The organism is Luteimonas gilva (assembly GCF_005239095.1).
Taxonomy (GTDB): domain Bacteria; phylum Pseudomonadota; class Gammaproteobacteria; order Xanthomonadales; family Xanthomonadaceae; genus Luteimonas_C; species Luteimonas_C gilva.
This window is the reverse complement of record NZ_SZUA01000003.1, coordinates 207,941-226,204: the sequence shown is the minus strand read 5'-3', so window position 1 is coordinate 226,204 and position 18,264 is coordinate 207,941. Positions and strand designations below refer to the sequence as shown.

Sequence of the window (18,264 nt, the reverse complement as noted above, 5' to 3'; positions counted from 1 at the left end):
CGCGCATCGGCTAGATTGTGCGCCTCACGACAAGGAGGTGGCGCATGGCCGCTCGTTACTACATCAGTCTGCCCGACCCCGAAAAGGCGCGCGGCGGCAAGGATTTCTCGTTCGTTTCGCACAGCGCCGAAGGTTTCGCCTCGGAACTGCAGGACGCGCTGCGCAACGACCGCCTGTTCGAACGCTGGCGCGCGGCGCAGGACGATCCCGACGGCGTCGATCCCGGCCTCGGCGCCACCGATCCCAGCGCGATCGTGACCGGCCAGCAGGACGATCTGCACATCGATCTGATCGCGACCACCTCGATCCCGGGCGCCGTGTTCAAGCACCGCCTGCGCCTGCTCGCCGGCAGCGCCTGGGAATTGCGCGATGTATCGGCCGCTTGAATGCGACCTCGGCGCGACGTATCGGCCGCGTAAACGCGGCCTCGGCGACGTAACCGCCTCCTAAGCTTCGTTGCCGCCCGCTTGGCCCGCGAACCCGTACTGTTGGCCTGGAGCGGCGGCAAAGACGCGGCCTGGACGCTGCATGCGCTGCGCCGGCGCGACGACGTCGAGGTGGTCGGCCTGTTGACCACCGTCACCGCCGAATACCAGCGCGTGTCGATGCAGGGGATCCGCCGCGACGTGCTGCACGCGCAGGCGGCCGCCGCGGAGCTGCCGCTGATCGAAGCGGAAATCCCGGCGCAATGCGCCAACGCGCAATACGAAACGGCCATGGCGTGCGCCTTGGCCGAAGCCGGCGGACGCTGGCCGGGACTGCGTACCGCGGCGTTCGGCGATTTGTTCTTGGAAGACATCCGCGCCTATCGGGAGCAGCGTTGCGCGGCGATCGGTTGGCAAGTGCTCACGCCGTTGTTCGGAACGGACACCGCGGCGCTGGCGCTAGAGATGATCGCCGGCGGCCTGCGCGCTTCGCTGTGCTGCGTCGACACGCGACAGCTCGACCCGGTCTTCGCCGGCCGCGAGTTCGACGCGGGCCTGCTGCGCGAGTTGCCGCCCGGATGCGACCCCTGCGGCGAGAACGGCGAATTCCACACCTGCGTGCGCGCCGGCCCGATGTTCTCGCAGCCGATCGCGCTCGAACGCGGCGAAACCGTCTTGCGCGACGATCGTTTCGCTTACACCGATTACGCCCTGGCCCCTGCGCCCGGCTTTTGATTTCGTAGAGTCGAGCCTGCGACTGCTCTCCCTCGGCGCTGCGGCCAAAATGCAAAAGTAGTCGAGCAGGCTCGACTCTACGAAAGCCGCGGACGCCGCCGAGGCCGCGGTGGCGCACGCTGCCCGAAATCGGCAAACTGATCGCGGTCGCAGCTGGGGAGCTCGCCATGCCCATCGCAGGATTAGGCCTGCACGTCGTCATCGCGGCGTTCTTCGCCATGCACGCCGTGCGCACCGGCCAGGACCGCTACTGGCTGTTCATATTGTTCGCGTTTCCCGGCATCGGCAGTCTGGTCTATGCGATCGGCATCTGGTTGCCGGAGATGCGCCACACGCGCCAGGGCCGGCAGTTGGTCGGCGGCGTCAAGCGCGCGCTGGATCCGAGCCGCGAACTGCGCGAAGCGCTCGATGCGGTCGAAACCTCCGCCAATGCGCAGAACCGAATGCGGCTGGCGGAAGCCTTCGTCGCCGCCGGCCGCGCTTCCGAGGCGATTCCGCACTACCAGGCGGCGTTGCGCAGCGTGCACAAGGACGACCCCGCGATCCAGGTCGGCCTGGCCCGCGCCTACCTCGAAGGCGGACATCCCGCCGAAGCGCGCAAGCTGCTCGACGAACTGATCGCGCGCAAACCCGACTTCCGCTCGTCCGAGGGCCATCTGATCTACGCCCGCGCCGTCGCCGCGCTGGACGAACGCAATCAAGCAGAAGAAGAGTTCGAAACGTTGATCGGCTACTACGCCGGCTACGAACCGCGCGCCCGCTACGCCGAGATCCTGGCGGGCTGGGGCGAACGCGACCGCGCGCTCGAGCTGTGCGAGCGCTCGCTGCGCGAGGCCAAGCGGCTGCCTTCGTATTCGCGGTCGATGAACAAGGAATGGGTCGGGCGGCTGCAACGGCTGCAGAAGTCGCTGGCGGGGCCCCTTGTTTCTTGACCCCCTCTCCCATTGGGAGAGGGTTGGGGTGAGGGTTCGGCGAAGCGCCGTTATTTCAGATCGCGCCGCTTCTCCGAACCCTCATCCGCCCTTCGGGCACCTTCTCCCAATGGGAGAAGGGATCAATCCGCCAATGCCGCGGCATGGTAGGCGACGTGCTCGCCGATGAAGCTGGCGATGAAGTAATAGCTGTGGTCGTAGCCCAGCCGCATGCGCAGATCGATCGGATGGCCGACCGCCTCGCAGGCCGCGCGCAGCAGTTCCGGCCATAGCTGCGTCGTCAGGAATTCGTCGGCCTCGCCTTGCTCGATCAGCAGCGGCAGCCGCTCCTGCGCGCGCGCGATCAGCGCCGCGGCATCCCATTCGCGCCAGGCGTTGCGGTCCTCACCCAGATAGGCCGCGAACGCTTTCTTCCCCCACGGCACCTGCGACGGCGCCACGATCGGCGAGAACGCGGACACGCTGCGGTAGCGGCCCGGATTCTTCAGCGCGATCGTCAACGCGCCGTGGCCGCCCATCGAATGGCCGCTGATCGCGCGCCGGTCGGACGCTGGAAATTCCGCCTCGATCAACGCAGGCAACTCTTCGGCCGCGTAATCGTACATGCGGTAATGCTTCGACCACGGCGCCTGCGTCGCGTTGAGATAAAAGCCGGCGCCCTGACCCAGATCCCAGTCCGCATCGTCCGCCACGTCCGCGCCGCGCGGGCTGGTATCGGGCGCGACCAGAATCACGCCGTGCTCGGCCGCGTAACGCTGCGCGCCGGCCTTGACGATGAAGTTGTGCTCGTTGCAGGTCAGGCCCGACAGCCAGTACAGCACCGGCCGCCGTCCCTGCCGCGCCTGCGGCGGCAGGTAGACGGCGAACTTCATCTCGCAATCCAGCGTTCGCGAACGATGGGACCAGACTTCCTGCGAGCCGCCGAAGCAGGCGTGTTGCTCTACGCGTTCCATGGCGTTCCTTAAAAGCGTCTAGACACGGATCAAGGCGAAACGAGCGGATAAGACCGATGCATTGAAAAATGCGGATCGCCGCGCGCCGGGAAAACGGGCTCAGTAATGGACGACCGTGCGGATCGACTTGCCCGCATGCATCAGGTCGAAAGCTTCGTTGATGCGGTCCAGCGGCAAGGTATGGGTGACGAAGGGCGCGAGCTGGATTTCGCCGGCCATCGCCTGTTCGACCATGCCCGGCAGCTGGCTGCGGCCTTTGACGCCGCCGAACGCGGTGCCCATCCATTTGCGCCCGGTCACCAGTTGGAACGGACGCGTGGAGATTTCCTGGCCGGCGCCGGCCACGCCGATCACGATCGACTGGCCCCAGCCGCGATGCGCGCATTCCAGCGCCGCGCGCATCACGTCGACGTTGCCGATGCATTCGAAGCTGTGGTCCACGCCCCAGTCGGTCATCTCGACGATCACTTGCTGGACCGGCTTGTCGTGATCCTTGGGATTGACGAAGTCGGTGGCGCCCATCGCCTTCGCCATGACGAATTTGTCGGGATTGGTGTCGATGGCGATGATCCGGCCGGCTTTCGCCTGGCGCGCGCCCTGGATCACCGCCAGGCCGATGCCGCCCAAGCCGAACACCGCCACGCTGTCGCCGGGCTGCACCTTGGCCGTGTTGTGCACCGCGCCGATGCCGGTGGTGACGCCGCAACCGAGCAAGCACACCTGTTCGTGGTTCGCTTGCGGATTGATCTTGGCCAGCGACACTTCCGCGACCACCGTGTATTCGCTGAAGGTCGAGCAGCCCATGTAGTGGTAGACGGGCTTGCCCTCAAAGGAAAAACGGCTGGTGCCGTCGGGCATCACGCCCTTGCCTTGGGTGGCGCGCACCGCTACGCACAGATTGGTCTTGCCGGATTTGCAGAACAGGCATTCGCCGCATTCGGCGGTGTACAGCGGGATCACGTGGTCGCCCGGCGCGACGCTGGTCACGCCCTCGCCGACTTCGACCACCACGCCGGCCCCTTCGTGGCCAAGCACGGCGGGAAACAAGCCTTCCGGATCGTCGCCGGACAAGGTGAACGCGTCAGTGTGGCAGACCCCGGTGTGGCTGATCTTGATCAGCACTTCGCCTTTCTGCGGCGGGGCGACGTCGATCTCGACGACCTGCAGCGGCTGGCCCGCGGCGAAGGCGACGGCGGCGCGTGATTTCATGGAAGGCTCCTGGCGGGTTTCATTTCAGATAGGAACGGACCAGGGCGATGGCCTGATCGATGCTGGCGCCGGCGCGTGCGCGGTTGGGTTTGGGATGGGCGAACTCTTCGCGCAGATGGCTCTCCAGCACTTCCGACATCAGCCCGTTCACCGCGCCGCGGATCGCGGCCAGCTGCTGCAGGACCGGACCGCAGTCGGCGCCCGCTTCCAGCGCGCGCTCCAGCGCTTCGGTCTGGCCGCGGATGCGGCGGACGCGGGCCAAGGCGCGCTTTTTTTCTTGTGGGGTATGAGGCATCCGAATTCCAGAGAACGGGCCTTTGTGGGAGCGGCTTCAGCCGCGAGCTCTTTCCGGCAGGGTCGCAGGGATTCGAAGGAAGAGCTCGCGGCTGAAGCCGCTCCCACAAAAAAGCATGCCGCACCCGATACTGGTACCCAGTATACGCTAATCACATTACCCGCGTGTGCATGGCGCTGTCCGCTCCGCCCCGCAAACGGCGTTGGAACACTCGGGGGACAACGAACCTGAGATCGCCATGGCCCGCGTTTTGCTAGCGCTCTTCCTCGTCGGCTCGCTGACGACCTGCAAAGCCCCCGAATCGCGCGAAGCGGCCAGTGCGCCGCCCGCGCTGTTCGAGAACTTCGGCGAACTGCACCGCGACATCGGCAGCGGGGTGCCGGCCGCGCAGCGCTATTTCGATCAAGGCCTGCGCCTGACCTACGGCTTCAACCACGAGGCCGCCGGGCGCGCTTTCGCCGAAGCGGCACGGCTGGACCCCGAATGCGCGATCTGCCTGTGGGGGCAAGCGCTGGCCTTGGGGCCGAACATCAACATGCCGATGGCGCCCGAAGCCGTGAAGCCCGCCGCGCGCTTGATCGCCGAAGCGCGTTTGATCGCGGACGCCGCGCGTCCGGCCGATCGCGCGCTGATCGAAGCCTTGTCCAAGCGCTATGCCGAATCGCCGCCGGCGGACCGCGCGCCGCTGGACCGCGCCTACGCCGAAGCGATGGCCGACGTGGTGCGCCGCTTCCCCGACGACGACGACGCGGCCACGCTCTACGCCGAAGCGCTGATGGATCTGTCGCCGTGGTCGTACTGGGACAAGTCGGGCAAGCCGCTCGAGCGCACGCGCACGATCGTGTCCACGCTGGAGCGCGTGCTCGAGCGCGACCCCAAGCACATCGGCGCGATGCACTACTACATCCATGCGGTCGAAGCCTCGCCCGCGCCGCAGCGCGCCGAGGCCTACGCCGATGCGCTGGCGGAGCTGGCGCCGGGATCGGGCCATCTGGTGCACATGCCCGCGCACATCTACATCCGCACCGGCCGCTACCACGACGCCACGCTGACCAATTTCGCCGCAAGCACGGCGGATGCGGCCTTCCTCGCGGTGTGCGGCGGCACCAACGGCGTGTATCCGCTGGGCTACGTGCCGCACAACTGGCATTTCGCGACGATGACCGCATCGCTGCACGGCTCGCGCACTTTGGCGCTGAATGCGGCGCAGGAAACGGCCAAGCGCGCCGACAAGGCGCAATTGGAAACCTTGAGCTTCATGCAGCAGTACTTGGCCGCGCCGCTGCTGACCCAGGTGCGCTTCGGGCAATGGAAGGAGATCCTGGCGCAAGCCGATCCGCCCGCCGACCTGCCCTACCCGCGCGCGATCTGGCATTTCGCGCGCGGGATGGCCTACGCGCGCGGCGGCGAGCGCGCCAAGGCGCAGGCCGAGCTCGAAGCGCTGCAGAAGATCGCCGCCGATCCGGCCATGAAGAACGTGCTGCTCGGCGCCGTGAACACCGCCGATCGCGTATTGGCCGTGGCTGCGCCGATGCTGCAGGGCGAGATCGCCCTCGCCAAAGGCCAGCGCAAGGCCGGCATCGCGCGCTTGCGCGACGCCGCCAAGGCCGAAGACGGATTGGCCTACAACGAACCGGCCGACTGGCTGCTGCCGGTGCGGCCTTACTTGGGCGCCGCGCTGCTGGATGCGGGCCGCGCGAACGAAGCGGTGCAGGCGTACGCGCAGGACTTGAGCGTGTACCCGAAGAACGGCTGGTCGCTGTACGGATTGGCGAAGGCGCAGCGCAAGATGGACGACGTCAAGTCGGCCAAACAGAACGAGAAGCGCTATCGCGATGCTTGGCAGTGGGCGGACGAGCCGTTGACGGCGTCGCGGATGTAATCCTTTTCGTCCCGGCGCAAGCCGGGATTCAGGACGATGCCATCGCGAAACGTGGCCGCGCCTTTTTGTTTGCAGATGCGATAGACCCCCACCCCAGGGTCGCCAGCGACCACACAGCGAAGCGACGCCAATACGAACTGCTTGCCATCGAACTACGGACCGAGACCGAGAATGGGCGTGCTGTCCAGCTACAACGTCCGGCGGATCGAGAATTGCGGCGATACGCACCGCCGTTGAATTTAGGCACTTTCTTTGGTTACTTTCTTTGTGCCAGCAAAGAAAGTGACCCGGGCGAAAGCCCGGAAGCCTTAATCCATGACGCGAATCGCATCGCGCCCTGCCAGTTCGTCGGATGCGCTGGATCCCGGCATGACTCGCGCTGCGCGCTCGCCCTTCGGGCCGGCTTCGCCGTTAACTCGCTTCGCTCGTTTCGCCGGGATGACGGCTTGGGATTGGGTTGGATCAGCCAGTGTTCTGGATACCCGCGGCGATGCCGTTCACCGTCGCCAACAGCGCGCGCAACACGTCTTCGTCCTGCCGATCCGAAGCGCGCCAGCGGCGTAGCAATTCCACCTGCAACAAGCTGATCGGATCGACATAGGGATTGCGCAGCCGGATCGACAGACGCAGCCGCGGATCCTGGGCGAGCAATTCGCTTTCTCCGCGGATCGCAAGCAGGCAGTCGCGGGTGCGGGCGAACTCCCCGGCGATGTCGGGAAAAAACGCCGCATGCGCCTCGCCCGCCAGCTGCGAATAACGCTCGAAAATGTCCAGATCGGATTTGGCCAGGGTCATCTCGACGTCGTCGAGCATGGTGCGGAAGAACGGCCAGTCGCGCGCCATTTCCGCCATCGCTTCCACGCCGCGGGTCTCGATGCCTCGCGCCAAGGCGCTGCCGACGCCGTACCAGGCGGTGAGGCCGGAACGGTTCTGCGACCAGGCGAACACCCACGGGATCGCGCGCAGATTGCGGATGCCGCCGTCGCGGCGGCGCGACGGGCGCGAGCCGATGTGCAGGCGTTCGATCACGTCGATCGGCGTCGCCGCGCGGAAGTAGTCGTTGAAATCGGCCCGATCGTGGACGAGCGCGCGGTAACGAGCGCGCGACACGACGGCGAGTTCGGCCGCGGCCTCGCGCCAGGCGCCCTCGCGCGCATCGGGCGCGCGCGGACGCAGGCTGGCGCGCAGCACCGCGCCGGCGGTCTGCTCCAGATTGCGCAGGGCGAGCGCGCGAATGCCGTATTTGCGGTGGATCACCTCGCCCTGCTCGGTGGCGCGCAGATGGCCGTCGACGGTGCCGCGCGGCGCGGCGACGATGGCGCGCTCGGTCTTGCCGCCGCCGCGGCTGACCGAACCGCCGCGGCCGTGGAAGAACGCGATCCGCACGCCGGCCTCGCGCGCCAGCGCGTGCAATTCGACTTGGGCGCGCTGCAACGCCCAGCGCGAAGCCAACAGGCCGCCGTCTTTCGCGCTGTCGGAATAGCCGAGCATCACCGTCTGCAAGTCGCCGCGCGCGGACAAATGACGGCGATAGACCGGATCGGAGAACAGCGCGCGCATCACCTCCGGCGCGGCTTCCAAATCGGCCACGGTTTCGAACAGGGGCGCTACGTCCAGCGGCACGGCGCCGTTCTCGACATAGCCGGCGATGCGCGCCAGCGCCAGCACCGACAGCGCGTCGGCGGCGCTGCGGCTCATGCTGATGATGTACAGGCCGATCGCTTGCGCGCCGTGGTGGGAGCGCAGCTCCTGCGCGGCGCGGAACACGTCGAGCGTGGACGCGGCTATACCGGACAGCGTTCCACTCGCTACGGCCGCGGCGTCGATCAGCGCATGCAATCGCGCGGCGCGATCTTCCGCCGACCGCGCGGCCCACTCGGCGTCGCCGGTCAATGCGGCGATCGCCTCTTCGTGCACGGCCGAATCCTGGCGCAGATCGAGCGCGGCCAGATGGAAGCCGAACGTGCGCGCGCGCCACAGCACGCGCTGCAAGGCGAAATGCCCGGCGTTGTCGCCGCGGTGGCGGCGCAGGCTGGCGTCGATCAGTTCCAGATCGGCGATGAATCCGTCGGCGCCGGCGTAGGCGTGCGCCTGCTGCCGGCCGGCCGCGGCGAGCTTGGCGTCCATCAGGTCGAGCAGATGCCGGTACGGCATGTCGGCCAGGCGGGGCTTGAAGCCGGCGACCGCTTCGGGCAGTTCGCGGCCGTAGGCTTCGATCCGGGCGAGCACCTCAGGATCGACTTCGACCCGGCTCAAAGATTGGGTGAGGATGCTCGCCAACGCGCGCAAATCGGCGCGATAGCGCGACAGCGCCTGCGCGCGCTGCGCGTCCAGCGCCGCGCGCATGGTGTCCGCGCCCACGTTCGGATTGCCGTCCATGTCGCCGCCGACCCAGGTGCCGAAACGCAGCACTTGCGGCAAGCCGATGCGGCGGCCGTAGACGGTTTCGATCGCATCGGCGAAGACTTCGTAGAACACCGGCAGCGTGCGATAGAGCACGTAGGCCAGATAGAAGCCGACATGCTCGACCTCGTCGGTCACGGTCGGCTTTTCCGGCGGCGCTTCCGAGGTCTGCCAAGCCGACGTGAGCGCGAGGCGGATCCGCGCTTCGTCGGCGCGGCGTTCGGGCGGGGTGCGGTCGCGGTCGATGTCGGCGATCAGGCGTTCGACCACCGAATGCTCTTTTTCCAGCAGCGCGCGCCGCACCACTTCGGTCGGATGCGCGGTGAACACCGGTTCGATCCACAAGCGCGGCAGGAAGGCGGCGAATTCCTCGAACGACACGCCGGCGTCGCGCAGTTCGCGCAGCACCGCTTCCAGCCCGCCCGGCTGCGGCGCGTGGCCGGCGCGCTGGTGGTCGCGGCGGCGGCGGATGCGGTGCACGCGCTCGGCCAGATTGGTGGCGCCGAAATAGGCGGCGAATGCGCGCACCAGCGCGTCGGCGTCCTGCAGCGGCACTTCGGCCAGGCGCTCGGCCAGCGCATCGACCGGCTCGCCGTTCTCGCGCCGGGCGATGGCGGCGCGGCGCACCGATTCCACCTGCTCCAGCAGCGCCGGCGAGACCTGTTCGGCCAGCATGTCGCCGACCATCGCGCCGAGCCGGCGCACGTCGTCGCGCAGCAGCGCATCGGTTTCGGAGAATTCGACTTCGCGCAGCGGGGCCGAAGCGTCACCGGGCAGGTTCATGCCCTGAGCATATACGAACTGAAAAGCTTTTAGACACGGATTAAATCCGATAAGCGCGGATAAAAAGAAGGCTCTACTTGTTAGTCGCTGTATCCGCGTTTGTCGGATTTAATCCGCGCCTAAAAGCTTCAGTACGCGAACTCCCGGAACACCGGATCCACGCTGCCCTTCCATTCGCCATGGAACAGCGCCAATTTGCGCTCCGCCGGCGTTTCGTTGGCCTCGGCCACCTCGATCGCCGGCGCGAGGAAGACGCTTTCGTCCGCGCCGCTGTTGTTCTTGCGCGCCCGGCGCTGCAGACCGGCGGCGGAGATCTTCAAGGCTTCCATCGCGATATCGCGCAGGCTGCCGTTGCGGAACGGCAGTTTCAGCGCCTGGCGCGGCACGCCGTCGCGCAGGGCGTTGCGTTCTTCCAGGGTGAAATCCTTGACCAGGTCCCAAGCCGCATCGAGCGAAGCGTCGTCGTACAGCAGGCCCACCCAGAACGCCGGCAACGCGCACAAGCGACCCCAAGGGCCGCCGTCGGCGCCGCGCATTTCCAGGTATTTCTTCAAGCGCACTTCGGGGAAGGCGGTGGTCATGTGGTCGGACCAGTCGCGCAGGGTCGGCGTCGCGCCGGGCAGAGCGGCGAGTTTTCCGTCCAGGAACTTGCGGAAGGATTGGCCCGATAGATCGATGTATTCGCCGCCGCGATAGCTGAAGTACATCGGCACGTCGAGCAGGTAATCGACGTAGCGTTCGTAACCGAAACCATCCTCGAACACGAAGTCGAGCATGCCGGTGCGATCCGGATCGGTGTCGGTCCAGATGTGCGAGCGGTAGGACAGATAGCCGTTCGGCCGGCCGTCGGCGAAGGGCGAATCGGCGAACAGCGCGGTGGCGACCGGCTGCAGCGCCAACGACACGCGGAATTTCTTCACCATGTCCGCTTCGCTGGCGTAATCCAGGTTCACTTGCACGGTGCAGGTGCGGGTCATCATGTCCAGGCCTAACCCGCCGACCTTGGGCATGTATTCGCGCATGATCTTGTAGCGGCCCTTGGGCATCCACGGCATGTCGGCGCGCGACCATTTCGGCTGGAAACCCATGCCGAGGAAGCCGAGCCGCAGTTCGTCGGCGACGGCTTTGACTTCCTTCAGATGGCCGCCGACTTCGCTGCAGGTGTCGTGGATGGATTCCAGCGGCGCGCCGGACAATTCCAACTGGCCCGCCGGCTCGAGCGTGACCGAGGCGCCGTCCTTCAGCAGCGCGATCGTGCGCCCGTGCTCGTCCACCGGCGCCCAGCCGAAGCGCGTCAAACCTTTGAGCAGCGCTTCGATGCCGCGGTCGCCGTCGAATGTGGGCGGACGCAGATCGTCCAGGCGGAAGCCGAATTTCTCGTGTTCGGTGCCGATCCGCCAATCGTCCTTGGGCTTCTCGCCCGAAGCGACGTATTCGACCAGCTGCGCCTTGCCGGTGATGGGACTGTCGCTGACGTTGCTGGGGCTGGACATGCGGGCCGCTCTTTCGAAGAGGTGGGCGATATGCGGGCGCCGCCCCGGATCGCAAGCTGGGCACTATAGCCCTCGGCGCCTGGGCGCGGCGTTGCCGGGGTGGGAAGCCAGTGTTCCGCGGATGCGGATGGCATTTGCGCCGAAAATCGGGCCGGCGATAATCCGCCCTGCCGCAAGGAAGGGACGCGATGGTACCGGTCTACGACGCTGCGAATTCCACCGATGCGCATCTGGTGAAGAACCTGCTTGAGCGAGCGGGCATCGCTAGCTACATCCGCGGCGAATATCTGCAAGGCGGGCTCGGCGACTTGCCGGTGAGCGGCATGGTGCAGGTTTGCGTGGACGCGGCCGACGCCGCGCGCGCCAGGGAGATAGTCGTCGATTGGCAGGCGGCGGTTTCCGTAGAAGATCGGATGGACGACGCGGCTGACGTCGTGGAACGGCCCACCGCTTCCGGAGCGGGGCTCGGCCGCCTGCTGTCCGCCGTCTTGATCGGCGGCGCGATCGGGGCAGGAGCCATGTGGCTCGCTTTGCGCGCTCCCAGCGCGGGAAGCGCGATCGACTACAACGGCGACGGCCGCCCGGACGAACACCTCTTCTATCAAGGAGAAACGATCGCCCGCATTGAAACGGATCGCAATTTCGACGGCAAAGTCGACCTGATCACTCGTTTCGCGCCAGAAGGCCCGGCCACGCGCGCCGAATCCGACAACGATTTCGACGGTCGCATGGAAATCACGGCCCGCTTCCTGCACAACCAATGGCAGAGCGAGGAAAGCGACAATAACGGCGACGGAACCATCGATTACAAGGCCGATGCGATCTCCGGCGTCATCTACAGCCAACAATGGCTGGATGCCTCGGGCCGCGTCTCGAAACGCGTGCAATACAAAGGAGGCATCGCGACCCACGGCGACGTGGACACGGATGCCGACGGCAAGCTCGATACTCGACATCACTACGATCGCACAGGCGAAATCGTCCGGAGCGAAAAGCTCTAACTCGTCCGGGCCGCCGTTTCGCGCTCTCGTTTGATCCGATTCAAGCCCACGACAGTGCGCTCTGTTCGCGCAACTGGGCGGCTAGCGACCGTAAAGTCGAGCCTGCTCGACTGCTCTTTCGCCGCCGAAGGCTTGCCGCGCTCGGAAGAAAAGCAGTCGAGCAGGCTCGACTCTACAAAGCGAGCCAGCCGCCGACGACTTCTCTCGCCTGCTCCACGCCTTGCTTCGACTCGCCCGAAAACGTCTGCACGCTGACGCTATCGCCGTACAGGCCGGACAGCTCCTTGCGCACCGCCTGCAGCGTGTTCGCCGCAGCGCCGCGGCCGAGTTTGTCCGCTTTGGTCAACAAAGCGTGCGCCGGCAGGCCGCGTTCGGCGGCGTAGCCGATCATCTGCCGGTCGTAGTCCTTCAGCGGGTGGCGGATGTCCATCACCACCACCAAACCCTTGAGTGCGGCGCGGCTGCCGAAATAGGCGTCGAGGAAGGCCTGCCAGTGCGCCTGCAGGTCCTGCGGCACTTTCGCGTAGCCGTAGCCGGGCAGATCCACCAGATAGCGGTTCTCGTGCGGCGGGATCGCGAAATAGACCAGCTGCTGGGTGCGGCCCGGCGTCTTGGAGACGCGGGCCAGCGCGTTTTGCTGGCACAGCGCGTTCAAGGCGCTGGACTTGCCGGCGTTGGAACGGCCGGCGAACGCGACTTCGAAACCGCCGTCGGGCGGCAACTGGCGATGGTTGTGCGCGGCCAACAGGTACTGGGCGCGAGCGAAAGGATTGGGCGCGGGCATCGGCATAGCTTCGCATGCCCACGGTCGGGACCCACTTTTCGTAGCATGGGCTTTTGTAGGAGCGGCTTCAGCCGCGAGCTCTTCCGGTCCGGCGCGACCATGGGAAAGAGCTCGCGGCTGAAGCCGCTCGTACAAAAATGCAAAGCGCCGCAGCGACCGAATTCCCGAGGCTAAACCCCGTTTCGTTGACCGTTCCCCGGCCCGCGACGATAATTCCGCGTCTGTATGGCCGCTCGGGAGCGGCCAATCCCGCGTTTCGGAGCCCAGCAGCATGCGCCAAGCTCGCGTCTACGGCATCGCCGCCCTGGCCCTCACGGCCATCGCAGCCGCCGCCTTCGCTCAAACCACGGTTACGCCTTTGCCGGACAAAGAACCGGTGCAGGCCACGCCGATCGACGCGAACGCGCTGTCGGACCTGAGCAAGGCCAAGTGGGGCGACCCCAAAGCCGGCGCGACAAAAGCCGGCGCCTGCGCCGCCTGCCACGGCCTGGATGGGCAGGCCACCGCCGATCCCAAGCTCTACCCGCGCCTGGCCGGCCAGAGCGAGCGCTACATCGCCAAGCAGTTGGCCCTGTTCAAGAGCGGCCAGCGCGTCAACCCGCTGATGCAGCCCTACGCCGCGCCGCTCACCGCGCAGGACATGCGCGACCTGGGCGCTTACTACGCCACTTTGAAGGGCGGCGCCGGCATCGCCGACGACACCGCGATCGCGCAGGGCCCGAACAAGGACAAGAAGTTCTACCAGGTCGGCGAGAAGCTGTACCGCTCGGGCGACGCCGCGCGCGGCGTGCCGGCCTGCATGGCTTGCCACGGCCCGGCCGGCGCAGGCAATCCCGGCCCCGCCTACCCGCATGTCGGCGGCCAGCAGTCCTGGTACGTCGCCCGCCGCCTCGAGGAATACCGCGCCGGCACGACCACGCTCAGCGATCCGAAGGACTTCAACATCATGGCCGCCGTGGCCAAGTCCTTGACCGACGAGGAAATCCAGTCGCTGGGCAGCTATCTGCAGGGCCTACACGAGCGCGCCGACGAGGCCGGCGACGCCGAAGTCGCCGCGGCCAAGGCCGCTGCGCCGGCCGCTCCGGCCGCGGCCCCGACCCCGGCACCCCCGGCTGAAGCCGCCCCGGCCGCCCCCCAGGCGCCCGCCAAGTCTTCATAATTCTCGGCCTGTGAACTTCGCCGGTCCGTCCGTGTCGAAGCTTTCACAGTCCTTGTTCAGACCGCCGGCCACCACTTATGGCCGGCGTTTCTTTGTCCAGGCCCGGGAGCGTCCGCGATGGTCCAGCGTCTAGCCCTGTTGCTGCTCGCTTTGCTGCCGCTGGCGGCCTGCGACCGGCCCTCCGCCTCGGCGCCCGCCGCCAGCGAATCCTTGGTCGCCGCCAAGTCCGCCGGCCCGGTCGCCGGCGTGGACTACATCGAAATCCCGGGCGGCCAGCCGTACGCGCCGCAAGCCGGCAAGGTCGAGATCGCCGAGGCCTTCGGCTATCCCTGTCCGCACTGCGCGCATTTCGAACCGCTGCTGATCGAATGGAAGGAGAAGCTGCCGGCCAACGCGAACTTCGTGGCCGTGCCGGCGGCGTTCGGCGGGCCATGGGATACCTTCGCCCGCGCCTACTTCGCCGCCGAAGCGGCGGGTCTGGCGGAGAAAACCCACGTTCCGATGTTCTCGGCCATCCATGCCGAACGCCGGCTGCCGCCCAACGCCGCGCCGGAACGGATCGCGGCCTTCTACGCCGAGTTCGGCGCCGATCCGGACGCGTTCCTGAAGAGCATGAACAGCCCCGAAGTCGAAGCCAAGTTCAAGCACGCCCGCGACTTCCTGGCGCGCACCGAAGTGCAAGGCGCGGCCCAGATCGGCACGCCGATGATGATCGTCGCCGGCAAATACCGGGTCGACGCCTCGAGCGAAGGCGGTTATGAAAAAATGTTGGATACCGTCGGCAAGCTGGTCGCACGCGAAAGCAAGCCCGCGCGCTGAACCGCGATGGCCGTGCCCGCGCGATCACGCCGTCAGAGGCATGATCGGCGCCCCGCTCGATAACGAACAACCCCGGATACCAGGAGTCTCCGCATGAATAAGCGTTTCGCCCTGCTGCTGCTCGTTCTGCTGCCGCTGATGGCCTGCAACAAGCAGGAAACGCCCGCGCCCGCCGCGACTCCGGCCGCCGCCGAAAACGCCGCGCCCGCCGCCAACGAACCGGTGCCGGCCGACGAGCCCGCGGCCTCCGGCGAGACGCCGGCGCCCGCCGCATCGGCGCAAACGCCTGCGCCGGAAGCCGCGCCCGCCGACGCCGACGCCGCCGCCGCCGCGCCGCCCGCGGCGAGCGGCGCGCTGACGCCCGGCACCGATTACGTCGAAATCCCCAACGGCCAGCCTTATCTGCCCTTGAACGGCAAGGTCGAAGTGGTGGAAGTGTTCGGCTACGTCTGCCCGGCCTGCGCGCAATTCCAGCCGCTGGTGAACAGTTGGGAGAAGAAGCTGCCGGCGAACGTGCGCTTCACCTACGTGCCGGCCGCGTTCGGCGGACCGTGGATCACCTACGCCAAGGCTTATTACGCCTCCGAAACCCTGGGCCTGGTCGAGCGCACGCACAACGACCTGTTCAAGGCCATCCACATCGACCAGACGCTGAAGGGCGAGCGCGGCCAGGATTCGGTGGCCGACGTCGCCGCGTTCTACGGCAAGTACGGCGTGGATCCCAAGCAATTCGCCAGCACCATGGAAAGCTTCGCGGTCAACGCCAAGCTCAGCAAGGCCAAGCAATGGGCGATCCGTTCCGGCTTGGAAGGCACGCCGACGATCATCGTCAACGGCAAGTACCGCGTGCTCGGCAAGACCTTCCCCGACATGCTGCGCATCGCCGACGCGCTGATCGCGCAGGAAAGCGCCCGTCCCGCGCCTTGAGCGGCGCGGCGCGGTCCCCATATCCCTTCCGCATGCACGGAGTTCCGAGTCCATGATCAAGCGCCTGGCGACCTTCGCCCTGCTGGCCGCCCTGCTCTCGCCCGCGCTGGCTTTCGCCCAGGCGCTGACGCCGGGCGTCGACTATGTCGAAGTCTCCGAACCGCAACCGCTCGATCCGCTCAACGGCAAGATCGAAGTGGTCGAAGTGTTCGGCTACTGGTGCCACTACTGCGCCGAGTTCCAGCCGCTGGTCGGCGCCTGGAAGGCGAAATTGCCGGCCGACGTGCGCTTCACCTATTTGCCGGCGGTGTACGGCGGCGACGATCCCTACGCCCGCGCCTTCTACGCCGCGCAGGGCGTCAAAGGCCTGTTCGCGCGCAGCCACGACGCGGTGTTCCGCGCCGTCAACACCAGCCGCGACCTGCCGCGCAACGCGTCGGTGGAGGAATTGGCGGGCTTCTACGCCCAATACGGCGTCGACGCGGCCAAGTTCGCGCAGGCGATGCGCGATCCCAAGCTCGACCCCAAGCTGGCCCGCGCGCGCGACTTCGCCGTGAAGGTGGAATTGCCGGGCACGCCGACGATGATCGTCAACGGCAAGTACCGCATCCTCGGCAACAGCTATAAGGACATGCTGCGGATCGCCGACCAGCTCATCGCCAAGGAACGCAAAGCGCTCCGATGACCGCGGACGCCACGCCGCCGGCCGAGGATCGGGCGCATCGCCGTTTGCGCCTGCTCAGCGCGAACATCCAAGCCGGTTCCAGCACGCGCCGCTACAGCGATTACGCCACGCGCAGCTGGTCGCACGTGCTGCCGGCGGGCAACAAGCGCGTTTCGCTCGACGCGATCGCGCAATTGGCCGGCGAACACGACATCGTCGGCCTGCAGGAAAGCGACCCGGGCAGCTGGCGTTCCGGCTTCACCAACCAGACCCATTACTTGGCCGAACGCGGCGGTTTCGATTACTGGAGCCACCAGCCCAACCGGCGCGTCGGCAATCTCGCTTCCAGCGCTAACGGCTTGTTGAGCAAGTTGGAGCCGGTGGAAGTGATCGACCATCCGCTGCCCGGACGCATTTCCGGCCGCGGCGTGCTGATGGCGCGCTTCGGCGACGGCGACGCCGGCTTGACCGTGGCGGTGGCGCATCTGTCGCTCGGCGCGCAATCGCGGCGCGCGCAGCTGGCCTACATCGCCGAACTGCTGTCCGACCACGAGCACGCGGTGCTGATGGGCGATTTCAACTGCGTGCCGGATCGCCCCGAGATGCAGACGCTGTATCGCCAAACGCGCCTGCAACCGCCCGCGTTCTGCGTGCCGACGTTCCCGAGCTGGCGGCCGCAGCGGGCGATCGACCACATCCTGGTCACCGATTCGGTGCGCATGGCCGACGCGAAAGCGTTCCCGGCGGCGTTTTCCGATCATTTGGCGCTTTCGGTCGAACTCGACGTTCCCGAAAAAGCCCTGCGCTGAGCATTTGATCTTGTGGGAGCGGCTTCAGCCGCGAGCGCTTTCCCTCAAGACGCGGCGACCTGTAAGAAGAGCTCGCGGCTGAAGCCGCTCCTACAAAAAAGCGAAGCGCTAACCGCCGAACAGCAGGCTGGTGCCCATCACCGCCAGGAAGATCGCGAACACCCGCTTCAACGCCGTGCCGCTGATCGCGTGCGCCAGCTTCGTGCCGAACGGCGCGGCGAGCACCGACGCCACCGCCACGCCGATCGCCGCCGGCAAATACACGTAGCCGATCGCGTTCGCCGGCAAAGCGCCGCTCGGCGCATGCAAGGCATAACCGAGCGCGCTGCCGATGCCGATCGCGATGCCGCACGCCGAGGACGTGCCCACCGCGCGCACCGGCGCCACGCCGCGCCAAACCAGCAAAGGCACCGTCATGCTGCCGCCGCCGATACCCACCACCGCCGACACCGCGCCGATGCCCACGCCAGCCGCGCTCATCGGCAATCCGCTCGGACGCACGTCGCCGCCGGCCTGCGCTTTCACTTTGCCCCAGACCAACTGCGCGGCGGCCAGATAGCAATAACCCGCCACGAACAGGCGCAGCACGTTGTCGCCCAGATGCACCGCGAGCAGGCTGCCGAGCCAACCGCCGAGCAGCAAGCCCGGCACCATCCACGCCACGGTCGGCCACAGCACGCTGCCGCGGCGGTGATGCGCGTACGCCGACGACGCTGCGGTCAGCACGATGCTCGCCATCGAGCTGGCCAGCGCCGCATGCATCGCCGCCTCTTTCGGCACGCCCTGCAGCGGCAATATCCACACCAGCGCGGCCACCAGCACCAGTCCGCCGCCGATGCCGAGCAGGCCGGCGAGCACGCCGGCGATCGCGCCGAGCAGCGGAAATATCCAGAAGCCTTCCATCGTCGCGATGCCTTTTCGACCGGCGGCCCGGCGCGCGTCGCGGCCGGAATCCTGTTCACGAATCATCGGCTATAGTCCGCCGATGCGC

17 protein-coding genes are annotated in these 18,264 nt (G+C 67.1%); 10 read left to right on the top strand and 7 right to left on the bottom strand.

From position 1 onward, the window contains the following. Positions 1-44 precede the first annotated feature (44 nt). The 3 genes from FCE95_RS14705 to FCE95_RS14695 all read left to right on the top strand — a co-directional run bounded on the left by FCE95_RS14705 (position 45) and on the right by FCE95_RS14695 (position 2,092). A complete protein-coding gene (locus tag FCE95_RS14705) occupies positions 45-386 on the top strand; it encodes a hypothetical protein (protein WP_137267802.1) in 342 nt (113 codons plus the stop codon). An 81-nt stretch (positions 387-467) separates the two neighbouring features. Then, positions 468-1,160, top strand: coding sequence for a Dph6-related ATP pyrophosphatase (locus FCE95_RS14700; protein WP_137267801.1), 693 nt, complete (start codon positions 468-470; stop codon positions 1,158-1,160). 167 nt (positions 1,161-1,327) lie between these two features. Continuing rightward, entirely contained in the window at positions 1,328-2,092 is a 765-nt protein-coding gene (locus tag FCE95_RS14695) for a tetratricopeptide repeat protein (RefSeq protein WP_137267800.1), read from the top strand. Positions 2,093-2,214: 122 nt separating this feature from the next. Here the strand turns inward: FCE95_RS14695 and fghA are convergent, their stop codons facing one another. The 3 genes from fghA to frmR form a co-directional block, all read right to left on the bottom strand. After that, complete coding sequence (gene fghA, locus FCE95_RS14690) at positions 2,215-3,045, bottom strand: S-formylglutathione hydrolase (protein WP_137267799.1); 831 nt, start codon at positions 3,043-3,045, stop codon at positions 2,215-2,217. A gap of 99 nt (positions 3,046-3,144) precedes the next feature. Next, entirely contained in the window at positions 3,145-4,254 is a 1,110-nt protein-coding gene (locus FCE95_RS14685) for an S-(hydroxymethyl)glutathione dehydrogenase/class III alcohol dehydrogenase (RefSeq protein ID WP_137267798.1), read from the bottom strand. A 19-nt stretch (positions 4,255-4,273) separates the two neighbouring features. Continuing rightward, positions 4,274-4,549, bottom strand: coding sequence for a formaldehyde-responsive transcriptional repressor FrmR (frmR, locus tag FCE95_RS14680; protein ID WP_137267797.1), 276 nt, complete (start codon positions 4,547-4,549; stop codon positions 4,274-4,276). A gap of 238 nt (positions 4,550-4,787) precedes the next feature. Between frmR and FCE95_RS14675 the strand changes: the two genes are divergently transcribed. Then, the gene (locus FCE95_RS14675; RefSeq protein ID WP_137267796.1) at positions 4,788-6,431 is read left to right on the top strand and encodes a tetratricopeptide repeat protein; all 1,644 of its coding nucleotides are present in this window, start codon (positions 4,788-4,790) and stop codon (positions 6,429-6,431) included. A 462-nt stretch (positions 6,432-6,893) separates the two neighbouring features. Here the strand turns inward: FCE95_RS14675 and ppc are convergent, their stop codons facing one another. Then, positions 6,894-9,617: a phosphoenolpyruvate carboxylase gene (ppc, locus tag FCE95_RS14670; protein ID WP_137267795.1), complete on the bottom strand. Its 2,724-nt coding sequence runs from the start codon at positions 9,615-9,617 to the stop codon at positions 6,894-6,896. 128 nt (positions 9,618-9,745) lie between these two features. Continuing rightward, positions 9,746-11,110 carry a glutamate--cysteine ligase gene (locus tag FCE95_RS14665; protein ID WP_137267794.1) on the bottom strand — a complete coding sequence of 455 codons (1,365 nt, stop codon included), beginning with the start codon at positions 11,108-11,110 and terminating at the stop codon, positions 9,746-9,748. Between the two features lie 188 nt (positions 11,111-11,298). On the opposite strand from FCE95_RS14665, the gene FCE95_RS14660 reads away from it, so the two are divergent. Next, positions 11,299-12,111, top strand: coding sequence for a putative signal transducing protein (locus FCE95_RS14660; protein WP_137267793.1), 813 nt, complete (start codon positions 11,299-11,301; stop codon positions 12,109-12,111). 172 nt (positions 12,112-12,283) lie between these two features. On the opposite strand, the gene yihA is transcribed toward FCE95_RS14660, so the two are convergent. Further along, positions 12,284-12,895 carry a ribosome biogenesis GTP-binding protein YihA/YsxC gene (yihA, locus tag FCE95_RS14655; protein WP_137267792.1) on the bottom strand — a complete coding sequence of 204 codons (612 nt, stop codon included), beginning with the start codon at positions 12,893-12,895 and terminating at the stop codon, positions 12,284-12,286. 271 nt (positions 12,896-13,166) lie between these two features. Between yihA and FCE95_RS14650 the strand changes: the two genes are divergently transcribed. The 5 genes from FCE95_RS14650 to FCE95_RS14630 all read left to right on the top strand — a co-directional run bounded on the left by FCE95_RS14650 (position 13,167) and on the right by FCE95_RS14630 (position 17,273). After that, complete coding sequence (locus FCE95_RS14650) at positions 13,167-14,054, top strand: c-type cytochrome (RefSeq protein ID WP_137267791.1); 888 nt, start codon at positions 13,167-13,169, stop codon at positions 14,052-14,054. A gap of 117 nt (positions 14,055-14,171) precedes the next feature. Then, on the top strand, positions 14,172-14,873 hold the full coding sequence (locus FCE95_RS14645; RefSeq protein WP_137267790.1) for a thiol:disulfide interchange protein DsbA/DsbL: 702 nt from the start codon (positions 14,172-14,174) through the stop codon (positions 14,871-14,873). Between the two features lie 93 nt (positions 14,874-14,966). Then, entirely contained in the window at positions 14,967-15,800 is an 834-nt protein-coding gene (locus FCE95_RS14640; protein WP_137267789.1) for a thiol:disulfide interchange protein DsbA/DsbL, read from the top strand. A gap of 52 nt (positions 15,801-15,852) precedes the next feature. Next, positions 15,853-16,485: a thiol:disulfide interchange protein DsbA/DsbL gene (locus FCE95_RS14635; RefSeq protein WP_137267788.1), complete on the top strand. Its 633-nt coding sequence runs from the start codon at positions 15,853-15,855 to the stop codon at positions 16,483-16,485. Next, a complete protein-coding gene (locus FCE95_RS14630) occupies positions 16,482-17,273 on the top strand; it encodes an endonuclease/exonuclease/phosphatase family protein (RefSeq protein WP_137267787.1) in 792 nt (263 codons plus the stop codon). Before FCE95_RS14635 ends, FCE95_RS14630 begins: the two co-directional genes overlap by 4 nt. A 108-nt stretch (positions 17,274-17,381) precedes the next feature. Here FCE95_RS14630 and FCE95_RS14625 read toward each other — a convergent pair whose 3' ends face one another. Further along, on the bottom strand, positions 17,382-18,242 hold the full coding sequence (locus tag FCE95_RS14625; protein WP_223266912.1) for a sulfite exporter TauE/SafE family protein: 861 nt from the start codon (positions 18,240-18,242) through the stop codon (positions 17,382-17,384). Positions 18,243-18,264: the final 22 nt, after the last annotated feature.

Excerpts from the sequence above, each read along its gene's own strand:
- FCE95_RS14705 (WP_137267802.1), top strand. The coding sequence starts at position 45 with ATGGCCGCTCGTTACTACATCAGTCTGCCCGACCCCGAAAAGGCGCGC.
- FCE95_RS14695 (WP_137267800.1), top strand. The coding sequence starts at position 1,328 with ATGCCCATCGCAGGATTAGGCCTGCACGTCGTCATCGCGGCGTTCTTC.
- fghA (WP_137267799.1), bottom strand. The coding sequence starts at position 3,045 with ATGGAACGCGTAGAGCAACACGCCTGCTTCGGCGGCTCGCAGGAAGTC.
- FCE95_RS14685 (WP_137267798.1), bottom strand. The coding sequence starts at position 4,254 with ATGAAATCACGCGCCGCCGTCGCCTTCGCCGCGGGCCAGCCGCTGCAG.
- frmR (WP_137267797.1), bottom strand. The coding sequence starts at position 4,549 with ATGCCTCATACCCCACAAGAAAAAAAGCGCGCCTTGGCCCGCGTCCGC.
- FCE95_RS14675 (WP_137267796.1), top strand. The coding sequence starts at position 4,788 with ATGGCCCGCGTTTTGCTAGCGCTCTTCCTCGTCGGCTCGCTGACGACC.
- ppc (WP_137267795.1), bottom strand. The coding sequence starts at position 9,617 with ATGAACCTGCCCGGTGACGCTTCGGCCCCGCTGCGCGAAGTCGAATTC.
- FCE95_RS14665 (WP_137267794.1), bottom strand. The coding sequence starts at position 11,110 with ATGTCCAGCCCCAGCAACGTCAGCGACAGTCCCATCACCGGCAAGGCG.
- FCE95_RS14660 (WP_137267793.1), top strand. The coding sequence starts at position 11,299 with ATGGTACCGGTCTACGACGCTGCGAATTCCACCGATGCGCATCTGGTG.
- yihA (WP_137267792.1), bottom strand. The coding sequence starts at position 12,895 with ATGCCCGCGCCCAATCCTTTCGCTCGCGCCCAGTACCTGTTGGCCGCG.
- FCE95_RS14650 (WP_137267791.1), top strand. The coding sequence starts at position 13,167 with ATGCGCCAAGCTCGCGTCTACGGCATCGCCGCCCTGGCCCTCACGGCC.
- FCE95_RS14645 (WP_137267790.1), top strand. The coding sequence starts at position 14,172 with ATGGTCCAGCGTCTAGCCCTGTTGCTGCTCGCTTTGCTGCCGCTGGCG.
- FCE95_RS14640 (WP_137267789.1), top strand. The coding sequence starts at position 14,967 with ATGAATAAGCGTTTCGCCCTGCTGCTGCTCGTTCTGCTGCCGCTGATG.
- FCE95_RS14635 (WP_137267788.1), top strand. The coding sequence starts at position 15,853 with ATGATCAAGCGCCTGGCGACCTTCGCCCTGCTGGCCGCCCTGCTCTCG.
- FCE95_RS14630 (WP_137267787.1), top strand. The coding sequence starts at position 16,482 with ATGACCGCGGACGCCACGCCGCCGGCCGAGGATCGGGCGCATCGCCGT.
- FCE95_RS14625 (WP_223266912.1), bottom strand. The coding sequence starts at position 18,242 with ATGATTCGTGAACAGGATTCCGGCCGCGACGCGCGCCGGGCCGCCGGT.